Below are 23,202 nucleotides of genomic sequence, written 5' to 3' on the forward strand. Positions count from 1 at the left end.
TGCCTCACACGGCTGCCGTACGGGTCACCTGGTGATCACGATGGCGAGCAGGATGCCCGGGTTGTTGGTGTCGTAGTAGCCGATGACCGGCTGCCCGTACGCGAAGGCCTCCTGCACCTGGTCGCGGGTGCGGTCGAGCGGGTTGATGAAGACGCGCCAGTCGCCGTCCACGTGCAGATAGAGCAGCGTGGCCTGGCCGGGCAGGGGCTGGATGACGTCCCAGAAGCTCTCCGCCACGTTGCCCGACAGGGCCTGCGTGGAGATCGTGGGCGCCTGCGCCTGCGGGACCTGCTGCTGCCCGAGCTGCTGGAGCAGCTGCTGGAACGGCTGCTGCTGGCCGAGCTGCTGCATCTGCTGGCGCAGGTGCGGCGGGATCTGCTGGCCCTGGATCTGCTGCTGGCCGAAGGGCTGCTGCTGACCTTGCTGGCCGAACGGCCGCTGCTGGCCGATCTGGCCCTGCTGACCGGTCTGCGGCGGCGCGGTGCTCGGGCCCTGCTGGCCGTGCTGCTGGCCGATGCCCTGCTGGCCGTACTGCTGCTGTGAGAACGGCTGCTGTTGCTGGCCGAAGGGCTGCTGCTGGGAGAACGGCTGTTGTTGCGAGAACGGCTGCTGCTGGCCGAACGGTTGCTGTTGGCCGTACTGCTGCGAGCCGAAGGGCTGCTGACCGTACTGCTGGCCCAGCTGACTCATTTGCGGGGTGGTGCTCATGCGGGTGCCACCTTCCGTCAATGGTCGGTCCGTTTGCCTTGCTTCCTGTGCTTGCCGCGGTGGTTCAGCCCGTGACGACCAGGCCCACGACCTCGTCGCCCGCGAACCAGACGCGTACGTCGGGGGACCCGCCCGCGAAGGCGGAGTGCACCGCCTGGCGGATCTCGGGCGTCGGATGGTTCAGGTTGCGCCACTCCCCGGTCACGAAGAGCCGCAGGCGCGGCGGGAGTTCCGGCGGATAGGGGAGCAGTTCGTCCCAGTAGCGCTCGGCGCGGCCCGAGCCCACCGCCGACGGCAGGAGCTTGGTGACCGCCGCCTTGATGTCGGGGCGGTTGCCGATCCGCTGCGACGCCGGGCGGCCCGGCGCGTCCTGCTGCGGCGAGCCCGTCGCCCGCAGCACCGCACGCGCGCGTGCGGACGTCATCAGCTGCTGGTCCGCCGCCTTGAGCATGCCCTGCAGCGAGACGATCGCGCCGACCACGATCGGGGACGCCGACGACGTGCCGGAGAACGTGTCGGTGTACCAGGCGATCTCGTCCACACCGCCCTGGAGGTCGCCCGGCTGGTTCCAGAAGCCGCCGGTGGTCGTGGTCTCGCGGCCCCAGCCCTGCGCGTCCACGCGCGCCCCGTAGTTGGAGAACGCCAGGCGCGAGCGGTCCGGGCCGTGGTCGCGGCCGTGCGTGCCGGGCGGCGGCGCGCCCGCGCCGACCAGGACGGCTTCGGACGACGGGTTGGACGGGTTGAACGGGTTGCGCCACCAGGACGGGAACTCGTCCGGACGGCGCTCGTAGCGCGCGTCGTCGAGCGACTCGGCGCCGTTGCCCGCCGCCCCGACGACGACGATGCCCTTGGCCGTGGCGTAGCGGACCGCCGCGTAGTCGTCGGGCCACCACTCGACGGCGATGTAGCCGCGCTGGTCGTCGCGGTCCTCGAAGTCGAACCTCGGTCCGGGCCGGTGCAGTTCGATGAGGATGACGTCGCCGGGCCCGAGCCGGTCCGCGGCCGCGTGGATGGTCGCCGCGGTGCCGCTGGGCAGGAAGGACGCGGCCGCCGTCACGGCGTCCGGCACGATGCCGGTGACCCCGGACCCGTTGCGGTCGCCGCCGATTACGCCGATCACGGCGGTGCCGTGGTTGCGCCACGACAGGTCCTGGATCGGGGTGCCGATGACCACGCCCGCGAGCCTCGCGGACAGGTCCTCGTGGCTGAGCTGCCAGGCGCCCTCGATGTCGATGACGGTCACGCCGTCACCGCCGCCGCCGGGCCGCTGCCAGGCCCACTGCGCGTCCACGCCCTCGGGGGCCGGGCGCAGATAGCCCTGACGGCCGGTGAAGTCGGGGGTGACCGGCGCACCTTCCTTGCGGCGCCGGCCCTCGTCCGGCTCGCTGCCGCCGCCCTGCTGGCCGATCGTGCCCAGCGTGGCGGGGACGGCGCCGGGTTTGACGTACGCCGTGTCGATGCCGGGCAGCGCCGAGATCCGCGCGCGCAGTTCGGGGGCGCGGTCCGTGCCGCCGCGCACCCGGTAGAAGAGGGTCAGGTCGGGCACGTCGTCCAGGCTGCCCGCCACCGACGCCTGGAGCCGGTCCTCGCTGCCGAACAGCGGCTCCAGGGTGAGTTGTTCGTCGCTGAGGAACATGTTCAGGGCCGAGACGTCGGCACCCGTCGCCGAGCGGACGCCGTGCTCCTGGGCGCGCAGCCGGGCCTCCGGCCGCGCGACGACGATGAGTTCCTGCTCGGTCGCCCGATAGGTGAATCCCGCTCCGTCGGGTCCAGGGCCACTGCCTCCCGGATCGCCGCCCTGCCGCACCTGGTCGGTCATCGCTTCACCGCTCCCTTCGGTTTCCGCACCCCGGGCGTTCGGTCGCTGCACACCCTGCTACCGCCAGGCCGGGACGTCCAGACCCCTTTCCCTCAACTGCGTTTGAACAGAAGTTGATTGGGGAACCGTGTGCAATTCATCGACAATCCCGTGTCACGCCGCATACCGGCCAAAAGCAGCGAGACGGATGGGGTGCGAGCGCACGAAGGGGCGGCACCCGTGCGGGTGCCGCCCCTTCGTGCTGCCGGACGGGCCGACGCGTCCCTCGGCGCGGCCGCTCAGTCCTGACCGGCGCGGTCGCTCGGTCCCGACCGACACGGCCGCTCAGTCCTGACCGGTGCGACGCTCAGTCCTCGGAGGAATCCCCCGGCTCGGCGTCCGGCGCGGTGCCGGGCTTCTGGCCCGGCTCCGCCGTGTCCGCCTTGCCCTGGGGCTTGTCGCCCGGCTCGTCGTCCGGCTTGTCGCCCGTCCTGTCCTCGGACTTGTCGTCCGCCGCGGGTCTGGCCGTGGCGCCGGTGCCGGACTCCGGGCCTGTGTCCGGGCGCGGCTGCGGCTTCGGCGGGCGGGTGCGCTCGCTCGGCGCGTCCCGCAGATAGGCCGCGCCCTCGCCCTCCGACGCGACGCCGCCGACCTGGCCGGGGCCGCCCCCGTCGCGCCGCCGCAGATAGCGCTCGAACTCGCGGGCGATCGCCTCGCCCGAGGCCTCTGGCAGCTCCGCGGTGTCGCGGGCCTCCTCCAGGGACTGGACGTACTCGGCGACCTCGCTGTCCTCGGCCGCCAGCTGGTCGACGCCCAGCTGCCAGGCGCGCGCGTCCTCCGTCAGCTCGCCGAGCGGGATCCTGAGGTCGATCAGGTCCTCCAGGCGGTTGAGGAGGGCGAGCGTCGCCTTCGGGTTCGGCGGCTGCGAGACGTAGTGCGGCACGGCGGCCCACAGGCTGACCGCCGGGACGCCCGCGTGCGTGCACGCCTCCTGGAGGATGCCGACGATGCCCGTCGGGCCCTCGTACTTCGTCTCCTCCAGGTCCATGGTGCGCGCCAGGTCCGCGTCGGAGGTGACGCCGCTGACCGGAACCGGCCGGGTGTGCGGGGTGTCGCCGAGCAGCGCGCCCATGATCACGACCAGCTCGACGCCCAGCTCGTGGGCGAAGCCCAGCAGCTCGTTGCAGAACGAACGCCAGCGCATGGACGGCTCGATGCCCCGCACCAGGACCAGGTCGCGCGGCTTGTCGCCGCCGACGCGGACGACCGAGAGCCGGGTCGTCGGCCACGTGATCTTGCGCACGCCGCCGTCCAGCCACACCGTGGGGCGGTTGACCTGGAAGTCGTAGTAGTCCTCCGCGTCCAGTGCCGCGAAGACCTCGCCCTTCCACTCCTTGTCGAGATGCGCGACCGCGGTGGAGGCGGCGTCGCCGGCGTCGTTCCAGCCCTCGAACGCGGCCACCATGACCGGGTCGATCAGCTCGGGTACCCCCTCGAGCTCGATCACCCAGGCCTCCTTCCGACGTTCTCCTCTAAGTACGCCCCAACCTTACGGCGTCCCGCGGGGGCCTCCGCAGCCCCCCGGCGGCGCCGAGTGCCGGATCACTGCCCAGGTCATCCGCACCTCACTCCTGCCGCTTCGGGTGGAGCCGCGGAGCGCGGAGTTCAGAGCGTGGAGCGCAGCCACTGCTCCACGCTCGCGATGTGCACGGTCGCCCAGGACCTGGCCGCCTCCGCGTCCCGGTCGCGCAGGGCGGCGAGGATCGCCCGGTGCTCGTGCAGGGTGCGGCTGACCGCGTCCTCCTGGGTGAGGCCGCGCCAGACGCGGGCCCGCGTCGTCGGCCCGGACAGGCCGTCGAGGAGCGAGCACAGGACGGAGTTCCCCGACGACTGGACGATGCCCCGGTGGAACTCCAGGTCGCAGGCCACCAGCTCCTCCACCGACGGCGCGGCGCCGAGGGCGTCCAACTGCTCCGTCAGGGTGTCCAGTTCCGCCTCGCTGATCCGCGCGGCCGCCATCGCCGTCGCGGCGGGCTCCAGGATGCGGCGTACGGCGAGGAACTCAAGGACCGTGTCGTCGCGGTGGAAGTCGACCACGAAGCTCAGAGCTTCCAGGAGCAGCTGGGGATCGAGGCTGGTGACGTACGTGCCGTCGCCCTGCCGTACGTCGAGGATGCGGATCAGGGAGAGCGCGCGCACCGCCTCGCGCAGCGAGTTGCGGGACAGGCCGAGTTCGGCGGCCAGTTCGCTCTCCTTGGGCAGCCGGTCGCCGGGGCGCAGCGCACCCGAGACGATCATGCCCTTGATCTTTTCGATGGCCTCGTCCGTGACAGCCATGGGGACCTCGCCTCGGTGGAGAGCAGCAGGAACGGACACCGGATGCCCAGTGTGGAAATAGACATCCGATGTATCGGCACATTATGTCCCTGGGCGCCCCGGGCGGAACGGGGTTCAGCCGAAGCGTTCGATCCTGATCCGGTCCACCGGCTGCCCGCCCTCCACCAGGAGCCGCGAGGCGTGCTCGGCGAAGCCGTTGGAGCCGCAGACGTACGCCTCCCAGCCGTCAGCGGGCCGACCGGCGCCGAGGTGGTGCGCCAAGTGCCCGGCGTCGAGGCGTCCTTCGGAGCGGGTGAGGATCACGTCCGTCTCGGCGCCGTACTCGTCGGCGTAGAGGAGGTCCGCGCGGGTGCGGGCCGAGACGAGCAGGCGCAGCGGCATCGTCAGGCCGGCCCGCCGGTGGTGGCGGATCATCGACATCAGCGGGACCACGCCGGAGCCCGCCCCGAGCAGCAGCGCGGGCCGGTCGCCCGGCCAGGCGAAGAAGCCGGACAGCGGGCCGCGCACCTCCACGGTGTCGCCCTCGCGCGCGACGGTGTGCAGGTGTCCGGAGACCTCGCCGCCCGGCACGTGGTCCAGGGTCAGCTCGATCTCGCCGCTGTCGTCGGGCGCGGAGGCCAGCGAGTAGTGGCGCTGGGCGACATAGCCGTCCGCGGCGGTCAGGCGCAGCATCAGGTGCTGGCCCGGCAGGTGCCCCTGCCAGTCGGGCACCTTGAGCCGGAAGGTCGCGGCGGCGTGCGTCTCGCGGCGGATCTCCGTGATCAGGGCCTGCTGCCAGTGGGCCGCGGCCTGCTCGCTCACGGCGATGCGCCCGGGCACGGCGAAGGCGGTCGGGGGGACGAAGGCCCCCGTGGAGTGCTCAGTCACCGGCGTACCGCTCCTCGTGCCACGGGTCGCCCCGGTGGTGATAGCCGTTCTTCTCCCAGAAGCCCGGCTCGTCGTGGTCGAGGAGCTCCAGGCCCGCGATCCACTTGGCGCTCTTCCAGAAGTACAGGTGCGGGACGACGAGCCGGGCGGGCCCGCCGTGCTCGGGCGGCAGCGGCGCCCCGTCGTACTCCCAGGCGATCCAGGCCCGGCCGCCGGTCACGTCGGCGAGCGGCAGGTTCGCGGTGTATCCGGTGTGGGAGTACGCGACGACGTGCGTGGCGGCGGGCAGCGGGCCGCCCGCCCCGGCGAGGAACGCGTCCAGGCTCACGCCGCCGAAGCGCACGCCGAACTTGGACCAGCTCGTCACGCAGTGGATGTCGCCCCGGTACTCGGACGCGGGCAGCGCGTGCGCCTCGTCCCAGGTCCAGGTGCGCGGCCGCGCCACGAGCCCGCCGACGCGGAACGTCCAGTCGGCGGCGGCAAGGCGCGGCGTGACCTCGGCGGAGAGCACGGGCCAGGTGTCGCGGGCGTCGTACTGCCCCGGAGGCAGGCGCGGGTCGCGGTCGGCGGCGCGGGCGCGGCCGGTGAAGCCGCGGGTCGGTGCGGGGTTCGGGGAGGTCATGACAGGTACGCGGGTTCGGTCGGGGCCACGGCGTCGGCCAGGGCGCGCAGCGCGTGCGGCTCGTCGAGGGTGCGCAGGACGCGGTCGCGCATCAGGACGCGGCCGTCGACGACGGTGTCGCGCACGTCGGCGGCAGCGGCGGCGTAGGCGAGCGTCGCGTACGGGTCGTGGCGCGGCGCCAGGTGCGGCCGGTCGAGGCCGACGACGATGAGGTCCGCGCGCTTGCCGGGCTCCAGGGAGCCGAGCTGGTCGCCGAGGCCGAGCGCCCGCGCCGACTCGACGGTGGCCATCCGCACGGCCTGCTCGGCGCCGACCGCTGTCGGGTCGCCGCCCGCCTTGTGCACGAGCGCCGCGAGCCGGACCGCGCCGAGCACGTCGAGGGTGTTCGAGCTCACAGCGCCGTCCGTGCCGATGCCGACGGTGACGCCCGCGTCGAGCAGGTCCGGTACGCGGGCGATGCCGCAGCCCAGCTTCAGGTTCGACGCCGGGCAGTGCGCGACGGCGGTGCCGGTGCGGGCGAGCGCCGCGATCTCCGCGTCGGTCAGCTCGACGGCGTGCGCCAGGAGCGTGTCCGGGCCGAGCACGCCGAGCGAGTCCAGGAGCTCCACCGGGCGCATGCCGTACCGCTCGGTGACCATGGCCACCTCGGCCGCGTTCTCCGCGGCGTGCAGATGCAGCAGGGCGCCGTGGGCGCGGGCGAGCGCGCTGATCGCGGCCAGCTGGTCGGGCGCGAGAGTGTACGCGGAGTGCGCGAAGAGGACGGGACGGGTGCCCGGCGCGGCCGTGCGGGCGGCCAGATGGGCACCCGCCCAGCCGAGCCGCTCCGCGTACGGGCGGCCGTCCGGCGGCTCCGGCACGTCCATGAACGTCGGCCCGGTCAGCAGCCGCCACCCGGCCTCGCGCGCCACCTCCTCGGCGGCCTCGTGGAACCAGTACATGTCGAGCGCGGTGGTCACGCCGCCGCGCACCGACTCGGCGATCGCCGCCCGCAGGCCCACCGCGACGGTCTCCGGCGTGAGCAGCTCGGCCTCGCGCGGCACGACCCGCTCCAGGAAGCCCTGGAGGGTGACGTCGTCGGCGGTGCCGCGCAGGAGCGTCATCGCCAGGTGCGTGTGCGTGTTGACGAGCCCCGGCAGGACCAGACAGCCGCGCGCGTCGATCTCCTCGGCCGGGGCGTACTGCGCGCGCAGCCGCTCGGCGGGGCCGACGGCCACGATCTCGCCGGCGCGCACGGCGACGGCGCCGTCGCTCACCACGGTGCCGGACGCGTCGACGGTCAGGACGTCGCCGCCGTGGACGAGGAGGTCTATGGGGAGCATGTGGCGCGTATCTCCAGGGTGTTTCCGCGGGCGGTTCTCACCGGGTCTCTCCGGCCTGCGCCGGGACGTCGGCGGCCAACAGGCGCAGCGCGTCCAAGGTTATCCGGGCGCCGCGGGAGACTCCGTCGGCGACCACCGACCGGTGCGGGTCGTAGCCGCCGGTGGCCTCCTCGTCGACCAGCTCGTCGGCGTTCGCGCCGTCCACGACGAGCGCGCCGCCCGCGACCAGGCCGCGCGTCGAGGCGAACACGTACAGGGCGCTCAGCTCCATCTCGATCGCGGCGACGCCCGCCCGCTCGTACGCATCGGCGGGCAGCGCCACGAAGCCGGGCTGGAAGGCGGCCCGCGTCCACACCACGCCCCGGTGGTGCGGGGCCCCGGCGGCACGGGCGGACCGCTGCAGCGCGAGCACCGCCTCCGGGGCCCCGAACGCCGGGTACTCGGCCGGGATCAGCTGCCCCGTCACGCCGTCGTCGCGCACCGCCGCGTCCGCGATCACCAGATCGCCGTCCGCGATGCCGCGCCGGATCGCGCCCGCCGTGCCGAGCCGGATGAAATGCGTCACACCCGCCTGCGCCAGCTCCTGGAAGAGCAGCAGCGCCCCGGGCGCGCCCACGCCGTGTGAGGACACGACGACGGGCAGCTCCCGCCAGCTGCCGGTGAAGGTGCGGTACTCGCGCCGGTACGACACCTCCTTGGCGTCGTCGAGGAGCTCCGCGACGGCCGCCGCGCGGGCGGGGTCGCCGACGACGACGGCGTACGGCGGCAGGCCGGTGCGCGGGACGCCGGTGATGGGCAGCGGTGCGGGGGACGCGGCGGACGCCGGTGGCATGGTCATGGGCGCGCTCCTGGCTGGACTCCGTGGGCTTCGGGGGAAGTGTGCCGAAAGCCGGGCGCGGCGCCCGCGCCGGGGTGGGCGAGCGGCGTCGAACTGCCGTTCCGGCTGGTCCGGTACGGTGGCCGCACCTGCCGTCGCGCGAGCCGAACCCGCACCCGCCACCGGGAGTTGACCCACATGAGCAAGGCGAGCACCGAGGACCTCAGGGCCGTCGTCTGGGCGGACACCGACAGCGGCCCCGCGCTCTCCCTCATCGACCAGACGGCACTGCCGCACGACCTGAAGCGCCTCGACGTGCGCACGGTCGACCAACTCGTGGACGCCATCGTGCGGTTGGTGGTGCGCGGCGCGCCCGCCATCGGCGCGGCCGGGGCGTACGGCGTCGCCCTCGCCCTGCTCCAGGGGGAGCGCGAGGGCTGGGACCGCGCGCGGGTCGACGCCGAAGTCGCCCGCGTCCGCGCGGCACGCCCCACCGCTGTCAACCTGATGACCTGCGTGGACCGCGTCGCCGCGCGCCTCGACGAGGGCCTGCGCGCGGTGCTCGCCGAGGCGGACGCCGTTGTCGGGGAGGACCTCGCGGCCAACCACGCCATGGGCCGGCACGGCGCCGACTGGCTCCTCGAACGCCTCGGTGGGGACCGGCCGCTGCGCGTCCTCACGCACTGCAACACCGGCGCGCTCGCCACGGCGGGCTGGGGCACGGCCCTCGGCGTCATCCGGGAGCTGCACCGGCGCGACCGCCTCGACACCGTCTACGCCGACGAGACCCGGCCGCTGCTCCAGGGCGCGCGGCTCACCGCCTGGGAGCTCACCCGTGCGGGCATCGCGCACTACGTGCAGGCGGACGCGGCCGCCGCGGGCGTCATCCTGCGCGGCGAGGTCGACGCGGCGGTCGTCGGCGCCGACCGGATCGCCGCGAACGGCGACACCGCGAACAAGGTGGGCACCGTGGGCATCGCCCTGGCCTGCGCGCACGCGGGCATCCCCTTCGTGGTGGCCGCGCCCAGCACGACCGTGGACCTCGCCACGGCCTCCGGGGCGGACATCCCCATCGAGCTGCGCGCCGGTGACGAGGTCCTGGAGTGGGCGGGCGTCCGCACCGCCTCCGCCGCCTCGCGCGGCCACAACCCCGCGTTCGACGTCACCCCGGGCACGCTGGTGACCGCCCTGGTCACCGAGCGGGGCGTCCGCGAGGTGGCGAAGGGGGAGCTGCCGCTGTAGCCCCCCGTGCCCTCGCGCGGGTCACCCGGCCAGGGCCAGTTCGAGGAGCCACTCCACGACCTCGGCGCGGTGCCGCGCCTGCCGCGGGTCGTCGCCCCACACATAGAGGCCGTGCCCCGCCACGACCACCGCGGGCATCCCCGGCCGCAGCGCCGCCTCCAGACGGTCCCCGAGCTCCGCCATGTCCTGGCTGTTCTCGATCACCGGAAGGACCACCGCGACCTCGTGCGTCTTGTGCCCGAGGCCCTTGAGCATCTCCAGGTCCCGGAACTCGATCCCCTCCGGCCGCCGCCGTCCCATGGCCACCGACGCCACGGTGTGCACGTGCACGACGGCACCCGCCCCGGTGAGCCGTACCACGCGCGCGTGCAGGGCCGCCTCGGCCGACGGCCGCCCGGCGCCGACCGCGGCGCCCTCCGCGTCCGTCAGGACCACGTCCGCGGCGGTCAGTTCGCCCTTGTCGAGCCCGCTGGCGGTCACGGCCAGCCGTACGGGGGCCCGCGAGACGACCACGGAGAGGTTCCCCGAGGTCCCGCGCATCCAGCCGAAGGAGGCGAACCGCGCGGCCTCCGCCGCGAGCACCGCCCCGGCCTCCGCGAGACCGATGTCCAGGTCGAGTTCGCTCACGACGCCTCCAGCCCCACCTCGTCGAACGACCCCACTTCCGGATGCCCGCCGACGCCGTCGGCGAAGTACGGCTCCCCGGCACGGCGCACGCCGACCGTCCGCCACCCGGCCTCCCGGGCCGCGTTCAGCTCGCCGAGCCGGTCGGACAGGAACACCGTGCGGCCGGGCGGCACGCCGACCGCGGCGGTGATGGCCCGGTAGGAGCCGGGGTCCTGCTTGGGCCCCGCGTTCTCCGTGTCGTACCAGCCGCTGACCAGGCCGGTGAGCGACCCGTGAGTCGAGTGCGCGAACCACGCGCGCTGCGCCGCCACCGACCCCGACGAGTACACATAGAGCCGGATCCCGGCCGCGTACCAGCTCCGCAGCCGCGGCACGACATCGTCGAAGAAGGGCGCGACGAGGTCGCCGCGCGCGAAGCCCTCCGCCCAGACGACGCCTTGGAGCGCCTTCAGCGGAGTCGCCTTGCGGTCCTCGTCGATCCAGGCGCCGAGGACCTTCTCGATCCGTACGGCGTCCGCGTCGGGCTCCCCGATCTCCTCGCGGACCTGGGCGGCGGCCCGCGCGACGACGGCCTCGTGGGACCGCTCGCCGAGCAGCGCGCCGAACCGCTCCCGGGCGTAGGGGTACATGACGTCCACGACGAACCCGGTGGCGCTGGTGGTGCCCTCGATGTCGAGCACCACCGCGTCCACGGCGCCGGCCCCGAAGTCCACGCTCACGCCGCCGACCCCGCGTGACCGGAGTGGATCGTGTCGAAGTCCGGGAAGCGCCCGGCGATGTCGCTGCCGGTGAAGGTGCCGATCCAGCCGTCCTCCTCGTGGAAGAAGCGGATCGCCGTGAACGAGGGCGTGGTGCCCATGTCGAACCAGTGCGCCGTGCCGCGCGGCACCCCGAGCAGATCGCCCTTCTCGCAGTAGACGGCGTGCACTTCGCCGCGTACGTGCAGATAGAAGATCCCCGCGCCCGCGACGAAGAAGCGCACCTCGTCATCGTCGTCGTGCGTGTGCTCGGCGAGGAACTTCTCGCGGGCCGCCCGTGCCTTTACCGGCCAGTCCGGGGCGTCGCTCGGGTGCAGCGCGACGACGTCGACGGTGCGGAAGCCCTCCGCGGCGTTGAGCTTGTCGATCTCCGGTCCGTACGCGGCGAACACGGTGTCGCCGTCCGCGTCGGCCGGTACGTCCTCGCGCACCGGCCACCGTTCGTAGCGCACGCCCAGGGGCGCGAGTGCGGCGGCGATCTCGACGGGGTCCGACGTGCGGCGCACGACGGTCTCGGGGCCGGACTCCGGCCAGGTCGTGAGGAGGGTCATCGGTCGCTCCCAAGGGGCAGACTGCGGTGCGTGCGTCGGCCGGACGCCTGTGCGGATCGTAGCCCGGCCCGGGCCGCCGTCACGAGGGGTCCCACAGCCGGGACGGCGCCTCCCTGCGCACCACCGGCGCGATCTCCTCCGCGAACCGCTGGAGGGTCTCGACCTGTTCGCCGCGCGGGAGGCCGAAGCCGTCGACGGAGATGGACTGCAGGTCGTGCCGGTACACCTCGTGGTAGCCGAGGATCTTGTCGATGATCTGCTGCGGCGAGCCGATGAGCTGGGGCCCGTCGGCGATCGCCTCCTCGATGGTGCGGAAGGGCGTGTTGTAGCCCGCCTTGCCCTCCAGGTGGGGCTTGAAGGTCTGGCGCACCTTCGCCTCGTACAGGTCCCGGTAGCGGCTCACCGCCCGTTCCGCGCTGTCGGCGATGAGCAGCCCGCCCGAGCCCGCCGCCACATGGGCGTCGGCGGGGTCGTGGCCGTGGGCCTCGAACCGCTCGCGGTAGTGCGCGATCAGCTTCGCGTACGCCGCGCGCGGCTGGATCGCGTTGGCGGTGAACAGCGGATCGCCGTGCTTGGCGGCGAGTTCGGGGGAGTTGAGGGAGGTCGCGGAGCCGTGCCAGACGCGCGGCGCCCCCGCGTACGGGCGCGGCACCGTCGTCACGTCCTTCAGGGCGGGACGGAACTCGCCCCGCCAGTCGACGTTCTCCTCCCGCCACAGCCGCCGGAGCAGCTCGTACTTCTCCTCCTGGAGGTCCCACTGGCGCGCCTCGTCGAGCCCGAACAGATCGAAGTGGCCGGCCTCCGCGCCCTTGCCGATGACCAGCTCCACGCGCCCGCGCGAGAGCTGGTCGAGCGTCGCGTAGTCCTCGGCGATCCGCACCGGGTCGAGGATGGCGACGACGGTGACTCCGGTCAGGAGCCGGATGCGGGACGTGCGGGCCGCAAGCGCGCCGAGGACGACCGTCGGGCTCGACGACAGGAAGTCGCCCGCGTGCCGCTCGCCCACGGCGTACGCGTCGTACCCGAGCCGCTCCGCCTCGACGCCGACCTCGACGACGTCGGCGAACCGGTCGGCCGCGGCGGGGAGTTCACCGGTCAGCGGGTGCGGGGAGTGGGAGATGAGGGAAAGCACCTGAAACTTCATGCTTCAAATGTGCGGGCCGAACGTTGCCGGGGTGTGGCGGCGGTATGGCACCCCCGGGGAAGCACACGCGAGGCATGAGTGAGGCATGAGCGAGGCACGAGTAAGGGGCGGTCGCCATGGCGACCGCCCCTTACCTAGTGCACTAGTGCACCTACTGCCCTGAGGTCAGCTCTTCTTGCCGAGCAGGTCCTCGACCTTGCCGCGGATCTCGTCCGTGGCCAGACCGCGGATCGTCAGCGTCGTACGGCGGCGCAGCACGTCGTCGGCCGTCTCGGCCCACTCGTTGTCGCGCGCGTACACGACCTGCGCCCAGATCTCCGGGGCGTCCGGGTGGACGCGCTCGGCGAGCTCCGGGTTCTCGTTCGCCAGGCGGGCGATGTCGAAGGACAGCGAGCCGTAGTGCGTCGCCAGGTGGCGGGCGGTGTCCGGCGCCATGCGCGGGCCGGGGGCCGGGCCGTCGACGAGCAGCCGGTGGGCGACCGCGCGCGGGTTGGCGATGCCGGGCAGCGGCAGCTTCTTCGGCAACGTGGAGATCGGCTCGTAGTCGTCGCCCAGCGGGTGGCCCGGCAGCGACTCCAGCTTCTTCATGATGGTGCGGCCGATGTGGCGGAACGTCGTCCACTTGCCGCCCGCGATCGACAGCATGCCGCCGCGGCCCTCGGTGACGACCGTCTCGCGCTTGGCCTTCGAGGTGTCGCCGGGACCGCCCGGAAGCACCCGCAGACCCGCGAAGGAGTACGTGATCAGGTCCCGGGACAGCTGCTGGTCGCGGATGGAGAACGCGGCCTCGTCCAGGATCTGCGCGGTGTCCTTCTCGGTGACCGAGACGTCGCGCGGGTCGCCCTCGTACTCCTCGTCGGTCGTGCCGAGCAGCAGCATGTCCTCCCACGGCAGGGCGAACGTGATGCGGTACTTGTCGATCGGCGTGGCGAGCGCGGCCTTCCAGGGGGCGGTGCGCTTGAGCACCAGGTGCGCGCCCTTGGACAGGCGGATGGAGGGCGCCGCGTTCGGGTCCTCCATCTTGCGCAGGTGGTCGACCCAGGGACCGGTGGCGTTCAGGACGAGCCGGGCGCTGACGCCGAACTCGTCGCCGGACTGGCGGTCCTTGAGGTCCGCGCCCGTGACCCGGCCGTTGCTGAAGCGCAGGCCGGTGACCTCGGCGTGGTTGAGGACCACGGCGCCCGCCTCGACGGCCGCGCGGACCGTCATCAGGGCCATGCGGGCGTCGTTCATCTGGTCGTCGCCGTAGACCGCGACGGCCTTCAGGTTGTCGGTGCGCAGCTCCGGCACGTCCTGCGCCGCCTTGGCGGGGGAGAGCAGGTGGCCGACGCCGTCGCCGAACGCGGAGAGCGCCGAGTAGGCGAACACGCCCGCGCCGAGCTTGGCGGCACCGTGCGGGCCGCCCTTGTACACCGGCAGGTAGAAGGTGAGCGGGTTGGCGAGGTGCGGTGCCACCTGACGCGACACCGCACGCCGCTCGAAGTGGTTCTCCGCCACCAGCTTCACCGCGCCGGTCTGCAGGTAGCGCAGACCGCCGTGGAGAAGCTTGGAGGAGGCGGAGGAGGTGGCGCCGGCGAAGTCGCCGGCGTCCACCAGGGCCACCCTGAGACCCGACTGCGCGGCGTGCCAGGCGGTGGAGATGCCCAGGATGCCGCCACCGATCACCAGGAGGTCGTACGCCGCCTTGGAAAGGCGTTCCCGGGTCTCGGCACGGCTCGGGTTGCCGCCGGCCGCCGGCGGCGTCCCGAGTGCCGAGATGACGGGGCCGCTCTCTAGGGTGGTCATGGTTATTGCTCCTCGTCAGCTGAGCTGTGGTCAGCTCTCGTCTTCGAGCCAGCCCATGGTCCGCTCCACGGCCTTGAGCCAGTTCTTGTACTCACGGGCGCGGGTGTCCGCGTCCATGCGGGGGGTCCATTCGGCGGCCCGGCGCCAGTTGGCGCGCAGGTCGTCGGTGGAAGACCAGAAGCCGACGGCGAGGCCGGCGGCGTATGCGGCGCCGAGGCAGGTCGTCTCGGCCACCATCGGACGCACCACGGGCGCGTCCAGGAAGTCCGAGAGGGTCTGCATCAGCAGGTTGTTGGAGGTCATGCCGCCGTCGACCTTGAGGGCCGCGAGCTCGACGCCGGAGTCCTTCGTCATGGCGTCGGTGATCTCGCGGGTCTGCCAGGCGGTGGCCTCCAGGACGGCGCGCGCGATGTGCGCCTTGGTGACGTACCGGGTCAGACCGGCGATCACACCGCGGGCGTCGGAGCGCCAGTACGGTGCGAACAGACCGGAGAAGGCCGGGACGAAGTAGGCGCCGCCGTTGTCCTCGACCGAGGACGCGAGCGTCTCGATCTCGGCGGCGGAGTTGATCAGGCCCATCTGGTCGCGCATCCACTGCACCAGCGAACCGGTGACGGCGATGGAGCCCTCCAGGGCGTAGACCGGCTTCTGGTCGCCGATCTGGTAGCCCACGGTGGTGAGCAGCCCCGAGTAGGAGTTGATGGCCTTCTCACCGGTGTTCATCAGCATGAACGTGCCGGTGCCGTACGTGGACTTGGCCTCGCCCTCCTCGAAACAGGTCTGGCCGAACAGGGCCGCCTGCTGGTCGCCGAGGGCGGAGGCGACGGGGATGCCGCCGAGCAGGTCGCCCAGCTTGCCGCCGGTGACCTCGCCGTAGACCTCGGCGGAGGAGCGGATCTCGGGGAGGATCTGCATCGGCACGCCGATGGAGTCGCAGATCCGCTCGTCCCACTGCATGCTGTGGAGGTCCATCAGCATGGTGCGGGAGGCGTTGGTGACGTCGGTGACGTGCTTGCCGCCGTTCACACCGCCCGTCAGGTTCCAGATGACCCAGGAGTCCATGGTGCCGAAGAGGATGTCGCCCGCCTCGGCGCGCTCGCGCAGGCCCTCGACGTTGTCGAGCAGCCAGCGGGCCTTGGGGCCGGCGAAGTAGGACGCCAGCGGCAGACCGGTCTCGCGCCGGAAGCGGTCCTGGCCGACGTTGCGGCCGAGCTCCTTGCAGAGCGCGTCGGTGCGGGTGTCCTGCCAGACGATGGCGTTGTACACCGGCTCGCCGGTGTTCTTGTCCCACAGCAGCGTGGTCTCACGCTGGTTGGTGATGCCGATGGCCTTGATGTCGTCGCGGGTGATGCCGGCCTTCTCGACGGCTCCGGCGACGACCTCCTGGACGTTGGTCCAGATCTCCGTGGCGTTGTGCTCGACCCAGCCCGGCTTGGGGAAGATCTGCTCGTGCTCCTTCTGGTCGACGGAGACGATGCGGCCGTCCCGGTCGAAGACGATGCAGCGGCTGGACGTGGTGCCCTGGTCGATGGCCGCGATGAAGGGGCCTGCGGTGTGCGCGTCGGTCACGGTGTGCTCCTCAAGTACGTCGTGGTCGTGTGGTCGGCGGGTTCGCTCAGAACAGCTTGAAGATGTAAGCGGCGAGAGCGCCGCCGATCAGCGGACCGACCACGGGAATCCACGCGTACGACCAGTCGGAGCCACCCTTGTTGGGGAGCGGGAGCAGCGAGTGGACGATGCGGGGACCAAGGTCGCGGACCGGGTTGATGGCGTAACCGGTGGGGCCGCCGAGCGAGAGGCCGATGCCCACCACGACGAGCGCGGTGATCAGGGCGCCCAGGGTGCCGAGGCCGTTGCCGCCGTCGTTGAGGCCCTGGGTGAGGATCGCCAGGACGAGCACGGTCGTGGCGATGATCTCGGTGATGAGGTTCTGCACGGCGTTCCGGATCTCCGGACCGGTGGAGAAGATGCCGAGCACGGGACCGGCCGCGGGGGCCGCCTTCTGGTCGACGAGGCCTTCCTCGGCGGGCTGCGCCTTGATGATCTCGGGGTCCGTGAGGTGGGCCTGGAACTGCCCGTAGTACGTCGCCCACACGAGCACGGCACCGATCATGGCGCCCAGGAGCTGCGAGCCCAGGTAGAGCGGTACGTCGCCCCACTTGGTGCCGCCCTCGACGGCGAGGCCGATGGTGACCGCCGGGTTCAGGTGGGCGCCCGAGACGCCACCGGCCAGGTAGGCGGCGGTGAGGACCGCGAAGCCCCACCCGAAGGTGATGGCGAGCCAGCCGGCGTCCTTGGCCTTCGAGCGCTTGAGCGTGACGGCGGCGCACACGCCGCCGCCCAGCAGAATGAGAACGGCGGTACCGATGGTCTCGCCGAGGAAGATGTCGTGGCTGGACACCCGCGACTCCTTTGTCCTTCGTCCAGGGGAAAGCCGAACCCCGGGTCCCTCCGGTGGTCCGCGCCCTCAGGTGAGAGCGTTGCCGGCCCTTGGCTCGCCCCACTCTAACGCGTAATGCCGTTAGCTGTTCGACAATGCCGACCGGTGGACGCGAGTCTGACTCCGGGGTTACCAGCGCGTCAAGACTTCTGTAATTGAAAACACGATCGTTATTGATCGTTTCGCCCTATCGGTGGGCAGGGCATGAGGGCGTCGGCCCGCACCGGGCACCTTCTAGCCCGTCCGGCGTTTGAGGACGAGGCGCGGAGCGCCGAAAAACGGGGGTCCAAGGGGGCGGAGCCCCCTTGTTCGGGAAGGGGCGGGCCCGGGGCGCCCCGCGAGGCCCCACCGGCGGTCAGAAGCGGCTGGCGCCCAGGTCCCGCGAAACCGCCCGCGCACAGTCCCGCACCGCCGCGATCAGCTCGGCCCGCAGCTCCCCGTCCGGGCACACCCGCTCGACGGCACCCGTGACCCCGACCGCCCCCACCGGCATCCGCCGCCGGTCGTAGATGGGCGCGGCCACGGAGGCGATCCCCTCCCAGGTCTCTTCCTCGTCGGTCGCGTACCCGCGTGCCCGCGTGAGGTCGAGGACCCCCTCGAACTCCTCGGGGCCGCAGACCGTGCGGTCCGTGAACGCCCGCCGCTCGCTCTCCAGGGCCTCGCTGTGCGCCACCGGGTCGTAGGCCGCGAGCACCTTGCCGAGTGCCGTGGAGTGCAGCGGCTGCATGGCCCCCACCTCCAGGACCTGGCGGCTGTCGTCGGGCCGGAAGACGTGGTGCACGATCAGCACGCCCTGCTGGTGCAGCACGCCCAGGTACACGCTCTCGCCGCTGGAGCGGGCCAGGTCGTCGGTCCACACCAGGGCGCGGGCCCGCAGCTCGTGCACGTCCAGGTAGCTGTTGCCGAGCCGCAGCAGCTCCGCGCCCAGCTGGTAGCGCCCCGACGCGGCGTCCTGCTCGACGAACCCCTCCTGCTGGAGGGTGCGCAGAATGCCGTGGGCCGTGCCCTTGGCCAGGCCGAGGGCGGAGGCGATGTCCGAGAGGCCGAGCCGGCGCTCGCCGCCCGCGAGCAGGCGCAGCATCGCCGCGGCCCGTTCGAGCGACTGGATGTTGCGTGCCATCGCAGCCCTTTCCTCCATCCCGTGTCCCGCACCCCTGTGTGCCGGGCACTGGTTCCGCGGCTCCTCGCCAACGGGGTCGCCGTTCGGCAATGCTGAACACTATCGGTCGTTGCCGACCTCTGGCTAAGGGTGAGCGCTCCCTCGTTGCGCGGCGGGCCCTCCGACGGCGATTTCCAGCCACACGTCCGTCCCGTGGAATGCCCTCACACCAGAACGCCCGTCCCGGCTACGCTGACCGGGTGCGCCTTCCACGGGAAGCCGCAAAGCCGACAGCCGTCGCACTCCAGGGAGCTCATTCATGGCCTCGTCGCCGACCCCCTCATCCGTTTCCGCAGCGGACGCCTCCGCCGGGAACCGAGCCGACGCCCTTCGCGAGGCGCTCGCCACCCGCGTGGTGGTGGCCGACGGCGCGATGGGCACGATGCTGCAGGCACAGGACCCCACCCTCGAGGACTTCCAGAACCTGGAAGGCTGCAACGAGGTCCTGAACGTCACCCGTCCCGACATCGTGCGCTCCGTGCACGAGGAGTACTTCGCCGCGGGCGTCGACTGCGTCGAGACCAACACCTTCGGCGCGAACTACGCCGCCCTCGCCGAGTACGACATCCCCGAGCGCGTCTTCGAGCTCTCCGAGTCCGGCGCCCGCATCGCCCGCGAGGTGGCCGACGAGTTCACCGCGCGCACCGGCCAGCAGCGCTGGGTGCTCGGCTCCATGGGCCCCGGCACCAAGCTGCCCACCCTCGGCCACGCCCCGTACACCCTGCTGCGCGACGCCTACCAGCAGAACGCCGAGGGCATGATCGCGGGCGGCGCCGACGCGCTCCTGGTGGAGACCACCCAGGACCTGCTGCAGACCAAGTCGGCCCTGCTCGGCGCCCGCCGCGCCCTGGAGGCCACCGGCTCGAACCTGCCGCTGATCTGCTCCGTCACCGTCGAGACGACCGGCACGATGCTCCTCGGCTCGGAGATCGGCGCCGCGCTCACCGCCCTGGAGCCCCTCGGCATCGACATGATCGGTCTGAACTGCGCGACAGGACCGGCCGAGATGAGCGAGCACCTGCGCTATCTGGCCCGCCACTCGCGCGTGCCGCTCGCCTGCATGCCCAACGCGGGCCTGCCCGTCCTCGGCAAGGACGGCGCCCACTACCCGCTGTCGGCCGCCGAGCTGGCCGACGCCCAGGAGACGTTCGTCAACGAGTACGGCCTGTCCCTCGTCGGCGGCTGCTGCGGTACGACGCCCGAGCACCTGCGCCAGGTCGTCGAGCGGGTGCGCGGTCTCACCCCGGCCGCGCGCGACCCGCGCCCCGAGCCGGGCGCCGCCTCGCTCTACCAGACTGTCCCGTTCCGCCAGGACACGTCGTACCTCGCGATCGGCGAGCGCACCAACGCCAACGGCTCCAAGAAGTTCCGCGAGGCCATGCTGGCCGCCCGCTGGGACGACTGCGTGGAGATGGCCCGCGACCAGATCCGCGAGGGCGCCCACATGCTCGACCTGTGTGTCGACTACGTGGGCCGTGACGGCGTCGCGGACATGGAGGAGCTCGCCGGACGCTTCGCCACCGCCTCCACGCTGCCCATCGTCCTCGACTCCACCGAGGTCGACGTCATCCAGGCGGGCCTGGAGAAGCTGGGCGGCCGCGCCGTCATCAACTCCGTGAACTACGAGGACGGCGACGGCCCCGAGTCCCGCTTCGCCAAGGTCACCGAACTCGCCCAGGAGCACGGCGCCGCCCTCATCGCCCTCACCATCGACGAGGAGGGCCAGGCCCGCACCCCGGAGAAGAAGGTCGAGATCGCCGAGCGGCTCATCGACGACCTCACCGGCAACTGGGGCATCCACGAGTCGGACATCCTCATCGACACCCTGACCTTCACCATCTGCACCGGTCAGGAGGAGTCCCGCAAGGACGGCATCGCGACCATCGACGCGATCCGCGAGCTCAAGCGCCGCCACCCGGACGTCCAGACCACGCTCGGCCTCTCCAACATCTCCTTCGGCCTCAACCCGGCCGCCCGCATCCTGCTGAACTCCGTCTTCCTGGACGAGTGCGTCAAGGCGGGCCTGGACTCCGCGATCGTGCACGCCTCGAAGATCCTGCCGATCGCCCGCTTCAGCGACGAGGAGGTCACCACCGCCCTCGACCTGATCTACGACCGCCGCGCCGAGGGCTACGATCCGCTGCAGAAGCTGATGGCGCTGTTCGAGGGTGCCACCGCCAAGTCCCTCAAGGCCGGCAAGGCCGAGGAGCTGGCGGCCCTGCCGCTGGAGGAGCGCCTCCAGCGCCGCATCATCGACGGCGAGCGCAACGGCCTGGAGGCCGACCTCGACCAGGCCCTGGAGACCCGCAAGGCCCTCGACATCGTCAACGACACCCTCCTGGAGGGCATGAAGGTCGTCGGCGAGCTGTTCGGATCCGGCCAGATGCAGCTGCCGTTCGTGCTCCAGTCCGCCGAGGTCATGAAGAACGCGGTCGCCCACCTCGAACCGCACATGGAGAAGTCCGACGCCGAGGGCAAGGGCACCATCGTCCTGGCCACCGTGCGCGGCGACGTCCACGACATCGGCAAGAACCTCGTCGACATCATCCTGTCCAACAACGGCTACAACGTGGTCAACCTCGGCATCAAGCAGCCCGTGGCCGCGATCCTCGAAGCCGCGCAGGAGCACAAGGCCGACGTCATCGGCATGTCCGGCCTCCTGGTCAAGTCCACCGTGATCATGAAGGAGAACCTGGAGGAGCTCAACCAGCGCCAGATGGCCGCCGACTACCCGGTCATCCTCGGCGGCGCCGCCCTCACCCGCGCCTACGTCGAGCAGGACCTGCACGAGATCTACGAGGGCGAGGTCCGCTACGCCCGCGACGCCTTCGAGGGCCTGCGCCTGATGGACGCCCTCATCGCGGTCAAGCGCGGCGTGCCCGGCGCGACCCTGCCCGAGCTCAAGCAGCGCCGCGTGCCCAAGCGGGACGCGGCCGCGGTCGAGGTCAAGGAGCCCGAGGGCCCGGCCCGCTCCGACGTCGCCATCGACAACCCCGTGCCCACGCCGCCGTTCTGGGGCACCCGCGTCATCAAGGGCATCCAGCTCAAGGAGTACGCCTCCTGGCTGGACGAGGGCGCCCTGTTCAAGGGCCAGTGGGGCCTGAAGCAGGCCCGCACCGGCGACGGGCCGACGTACGAGGAGCTCGCCGAGACCGAGGGTCGGCCCCGGCTCCGCGGTCTGCTCGACGACCTGCAGACCAAGGGCCTGCTCGAAGCCGCCGTCGTCTACGGCTACTTCCCCTGCGTCTCCAAGGGCGACGACCTGATCATCCTGGACGAGCAGGGCAACGAGCGCACCCGCTTCTCCTTCCCGCGCCAGCGCCGCGGCCGCCACCTGTGCCTCGCGGACTTCTTCCGGCCCGAGGAGTCGGGCGAGACCGACGTGGTGGGCCTCCAGGTCGTCACCGTCGGCTCCAGGATCGGCGAGGCCACCGCCGAGCTCTTCGCCTCCGACTCCTACCGCGACTACCTGGAACTGCACGGCCTGTCCGTGCAGTTGGCCGAGGCCCTCGCCGAGTACTGGCACGCACGCGTGCGTGCCGAGCTCGGCTTCGGCGGCGAGGACCCCGCCGACGTCGAGGACATGTTCGCGCTCAAGTACCGCGGCGCGCGCTTCTCGCTCGGCTACGGCGCCTGCCCGGACCTGGAGGACCGCGCGAAGATCGCCGAGCTCCTGCGGCCCGAGCGCATCGGCGTCGAGCTCTCCGAGGAGTTCCAGCTCCACCCCGAACAGTCCACGGACGCCATCGTCATCCACCACCCGGAAGCGAAGTACTTCAACGCGCGCTGAGGCCGTCCCACCGGTCCTTACTCAAGAGCGTTCGCGCCGGACGAGTCGTACACTGGTCGGTCCAGTACAGGCCGGTCTCCTTCTGGGGACCGGCCTTCTCGTCCCTCATGGAGGTGTACGGATGACCAGTACGGTCCCCGCGCTCGGTACCCGAACGGCCGAAGGCTCCGCCCTGCAGGCCGTTCTCCTCGACATGGACGGAACGCTCGTCGACACCGAGGGCTTCTGGTGGGACGCCGAGGTCGAGGTGTTCGCCGCGCTCGGCCACTCGCTCGACGAGGCCTGGCGCGACGTCGTCGTCGGCGGCCCCATGTCCCGCAGCGCGGGCTTCCTCATCGAGGCCACCGGCGCCGACATCACCCTCGACGAGCTGACGGTCCTGCTCAACGACGGCTTCGAGGACCGCATCAGCCGCGCCCTGCCGCTGATGCCCGGCGCCGCCAGACTCCTCGCCGAGCTCTCCGCCCACGAGGTGCCGATGGCCCTGGTCTCCGCCTCGCACCGGCGCATCATCGACCGCGTCCTCGGCTCCATCGGCGCCCACCACTTCGCGCTGACCGTCGCGGGCGACGAGGTGGCCCGCACCAAGCCGCACCCCGACCCGTATCTGCTCGCCGCGTCCGGCCTCGGCGCCGACCCGGCCCGCTGCGCGGTCATCGAGGACACCGCGACCGGCGTGGCCGCCGCCGAGGCCGCGGGCTGCCGCGTGGTGGCCGTGCCGTCCGTGGCCCCCATAGGCCCGGCCGCGGGCCGGACCGTCGTACCCTCTCTCGAACACGTCGACCTGTCGTTCCTGCACGGCCTGATGAGCACGCCTGCGGCGCGCAACTGAGCGCCCGGGGCGCTCCGGCACCCGGCGCCCGACCGCCTCCGGGGTTGTGGGGAACCAGCCAACCACCTGCCCATGGCCGAAAAGCCCAGACAGCGCGCCCAGTTGAAAGTGTGACCTTTCCCACTGGGAAGAGGGTCGACAGCTGCGAGCACTTGTGCAGGTGGGGTGGTGCGCCCCGGTTGAGGCATGTCCTTGTGTCCTGATTGGACCGGCGGTGCACGAAACCTTCCGGTGTCGGGTTATCGGTGCGTCCACGCCCGGTATCCCTGCGTGATGGCAGCCCAACTCCGGTCTCCGTCAACGCTCCTAGGGCCTGTATCGAGTCGTGATCAAGGATTGGTTCGTGTGAGGTCGTTGATCCAGATCATGGAGGCGCGGAGATGGAGTCCGGCGAGGTAGCTCTGCG

Annotated in this window: 19 protein-coding genes; 3 read left to right on the plus strand and 16 right to left on the minus strand. The window is 72.1% G+C overall.

Annotated elements, in window-relative coordinates:
• Positions 1-24: 24 nt before the first annotated feature.
• From IG74_RS0136720 to IG74_RS0136755, 8 genes are all read right to left on the minus strand, one after another.
• Positions 25-708 (minus strand): hypothetical protein, encoded by a 684-nt coding sequence (locus tag IG74_RS0136720; protein ID WP_030686248.1) that lies wholly within the window; start codon positions 706-708, stop codon positions 25-27.
• A gap of 64 nt (positions 709-772) precedes the next feature.
• Positions 773-2,527: a S8 family peptidase gene (locus IG74_RS0136725; protein WP_030686249.1), complete on the minus strand. Its 1,755-nt coding sequence runs from the start codon at positions 2,525-2,527 to the stop codon at positions 773-775.
• A gap of 346 nt (positions 2,528-2,873) precedes the next feature.
• Positions 2,874-4,013 (minus strand): PAC2 family protein, encoded by a 1,140-nt coding sequence (locus tag IG74_RS0136730; protein ID WP_078869366.1) that lies wholly within the window; start codon positions 4,011-4,013, stop codon positions 2,874-2,876.
• Positions 4,014-4,171: 158 nt separating this feature from the next.
• Positions 4,172-4,843 carry a FadR/GntR family transcriptional regulator gene (locus tag IG74_RS0136735; protein ID WP_030686255.1) on the minus strand — a complete coding sequence of 224 codons (672 nt, stop codon included), beginning with the start codon at positions 4,841-4,843 and terminating at the stop codon, positions 4,172-4,174.
• 114 nt (positions 4,844-4,957) lie between these two features.
• A complete protein-coding gene (locus IG74_RS0136740; RefSeq protein ID WP_030686257.1) occupies positions 4,958-5,710 on the minus strand; it encodes a ferredoxin reductase in 753 nt (250 codons plus the stop codon).
• Positions 5,703-6,332 (minus strand): sulfite oxidase-like oxidoreductase, encoded by a 630-nt coding sequence (locus IG74_RS0136745; protein WP_030686258.1) that lies wholly within the window; start codon positions 6,330-6,332, stop codon positions 5,703-5,705. The genes IG74_RS0136740 and IG74_RS0136745 overlap by 8 nt, the downstream gene beginning before the upstream one ends.
• Positions 6,329-7,651, minus strand: a complete 1,323-nt coding sequence (locus IG74_RS0136750; RefSeq protein ID WP_030686259.1) for an amidohydrolase — start codon at positions 7,649-7,651, stop codon at positions 6,329-6,331. Before IG74_RS0136750 ends, IG74_RS0136745 begins: the two co-directional genes overlap by 4 nt.
• A gap of 37 nt (positions 7,652-7,688) precedes the next feature.
• Positions 7,689-8,489: a nucleoside phosphorylase gene (locus IG74_RS0136755; RefSeq protein ID WP_234334568.1), complete on the minus strand. Its 801-nt coding sequence runs from the start codon at positions 8,487-8,489 to the stop codon at positions 7,689-7,691.
• A gap of 177 nt (positions 8,490-8,666) precedes the next feature.
• On the opposite strand from IG74_RS0136755, the gene mtnA reads away from it, so the two are divergent.
• Positions 8,667-9,710, plus strand: a complete 1,044-nt coding sequence (gene mtnA / locus IG74_RS0136760) for an S-methyl-5-thioribose-1-phosphate isomerase (RefSeq protein WP_030686261.1) — start codon at positions 8,667-8,669, stop codon at positions 9,708-9,710.
• 21 nt (positions 9,711-9,731) lie between these two features.
• Here the strand turns inward: mtnA and mtnB are convergent, their stop codons facing one another.
• The 8 genes from mtnB to IG74_RS0136800 all read right to left on the minus strand — a co-directional run bounded on the left by mtnB (position 9,732) and on the right by IG74_RS0136800 (position 18,135).
• Positions 9,732-10,337 (minus strand): methylthioribulose 1-phosphate dehydratase, encoded by a 606-nt coding sequence (gene mtnB / locus IG74_RS0136765; RefSeq protein ID WP_030686262.1) that lies wholly within the window; start codon positions 10,335-10,337, stop codon positions 9,732-9,734.
• Positions 10,334-11,056, minus strand: a complete 723-nt coding sequence (mtnC, locus tag IG74_RS0136770) for an acireductone synthase (protein WP_030686263.1) — start codon at positions 11,054-11,056, stop codon at positions 10,334-10,336. The genes mtnB and mtnC overlap by 4 nt, the downstream gene beginning before the upstream one ends.
• On the minus strand, positions 11,053-11,646 hold the full coding sequence (locus IG74_RS0136775; RefSeq protein WP_030686264.1) for a 1,2-dihydroxy-3-keto-5-methylthiopentene dioxygenase: 594 nt from the start codon (positions 11,644-11,646) through the stop codon (positions 11,053-11,055). Before IG74_RS0136775 ends, mtnC begins: the two co-directional genes overlap by 4 nt.
• 79 nt (positions 11,647-11,725) lie before the next feature.
• Positions 11,726-12,790 (minus strand): LLM class flavin-dependent oxidoreductase, encoded by a 1,065-nt coding sequence (locus tag IG74_RS0136780; RefSeq protein WP_030686266.1) that lies wholly within the window; start codon positions 12,788-12,790, stop codon positions 11,726-11,728.
• 165 nt (positions 12,791-12,955) lie between these two features.
• A complete protein-coding gene (locus tag IG74_RS0136785; protein WP_030686269.1) occupies positions 12,956-14,575 on the minus strand; it encodes a glycerol-3-phosphate dehydrogenase/oxidase in 1,620 nt (539 codons plus the stop codon).
• A gap of 30 nt (positions 14,576-14,605) precedes the next feature.
• Positions 14,606-16,144, minus strand: coding sequence for a glycerol kinase GlpK (gene glpK, locus IG74_RS0136790; protein WP_030686271.1), 1,539 nt, complete (start codon positions 16,142-16,144; stop codon positions 14,606-14,608).
• A 46-nt stretch (positions 16,145-16,190) separates the two neighbouring features.
• Entirely contained in the window at positions 16,191-16,976 is a 786-nt protein-coding gene (locus IG74_RS0136795; RefSeq protein ID WP_030686282.1) for an MIP/aquaporin family protein, read from the minus strand.
• Between the two features lie 394 nt (positions 16,977-17,370).
• The gene (locus IG74_RS0136800) at positions 17,371-18,135 is read right to left on the minus strand and encodes an IclR family transcriptional regulator (protein WP_030686283.1); all 765 of its coding nucleotides are present in this window, start codon (positions 18,133-18,135) and stop codon (positions 17,371-17,373) included.
• Positions 18,136-18,433: 298 nt separating this feature from the next.
• Between IG74_RS0136800 and metH the strand changes: the two genes are divergently transcribed.
• Positions 18,434-21,964: a methionine synthase gene (gene metH / locus IG74_RS0136805; protein WP_030686285.1), complete on the plus strand. Its 3,531-nt coding sequence runs from the start codon at positions 18,434-18,436 to the stop codon at positions 21,962-21,964.
• Positions 21,965-22,085: 121 nt separating this feature from the next.
• Positions 22,086-22,796, plus strand: coding sequence for an HAD family hydrolase (locus tag IG74_RS0136810; protein ID WP_030686288.1), 711 nt, complete (start codon positions 22,086-22,088; stop codon positions 22,794-22,796).
• Positions 22,797-23,202: the final 406 nt, after the last annotated feature.

Source organism: Streptomyces sp. NRRL B-1347, assembly GCF_000720325.1.
Taxonomy (GTDB): Bacteria; Actinomycetota; Actinomycetes; order Streptomycetales; family Streptomycetaceae; genus Streptomyces.

Coding starts and splice junctions, on each gene's coding strand:
- IG74_RS0136750 (WP_030686259.1), bottom strand. CDS start 7,651: ATGCTCCCCATAGACCTCCTCGTCCACGGCGGCGACGTCCTGACCGTC.
- IG74_RS0136720 (WP_030686248.1), bottom strand. CDS start 708: ATGAGCACCACCCCGCAAATGAGTCAGCTGGGCCAGCAGTACGGTCAG.
- IG74_RS0136725 (WP_030686249.1), bottom strand. CDS start 2,527: ATGACCGACCAGGTGCGGCAGGGCGGCGATCCGGGAGGCAGTGGCCCT.
- IG74_RS0136785 (WP_030686269.1), bottom strand. CDS start 14,575: ATGACCACCCTAGAGAGCGGCCCCGTCATCTCGGCACTCGGGACGCCG.
- IG74_RS0136745 (WP_030686258.1), bottom strand. CDS start 6,332: ATGACCTCCCCGAACCCCGCACCGACCCGCGGCTTCACCGGCCGCGCC.
- IG74_RS0136780 (WP_030686266.1), bottom strand. CDS start 12,790: ATGAAGTTTCAGGTGCTTTCCCTCATCTCCCACTCCCCGCACCCGCTG.
- metH (WP_030686285.1), top strand. CDS start 18,434: ATGGCCTCGTCGCCGACCCCCTCATCCGTTTCCGCAGCGGACGCCTCC.
- IG74_RS0136735 (WP_030686255.1), bottom strand. CDS start 4,843: ATGGCTGTCACGGACGAGGCCATCGAAAAGATCAAGGGCATGATCGTC.
- IG74_RS0136810 (WP_030686288.1), top strand. CDS start 22,086: ATGACCAGTACGGTCCCCGCGCTCGGTACCCGAACGGCCGAAGGCTCC.
- mtnA (WP_030686261.1), top strand. CDS start 8,667: ATGAGCAAGGCGAGCACCGAGGACCTCAGGGCCGTCGTCTGGGCGGAC.
- IG74_RS0136755 (WP_234334568.1), bottom strand. CDS start 8,489: ATGACCATGCCACCGGCGTCCGCCGCGTCCCCCGCACCGCTGCCCATC.
- IG74_RS0136800 (WP_030686283.1), bottom strand. CDS start 18,135: ATGGCACGCAACATCCAGTCGCTCGAACGGGCCGCGGCGATGCTGCGC.
- IG74_RS0136775 (WP_030686264.1), bottom strand. CDS start 11,646: ATGACCCTCCTCACGACCTGGCCGGAGTCCGGCCCCGAGACCGTCGTG.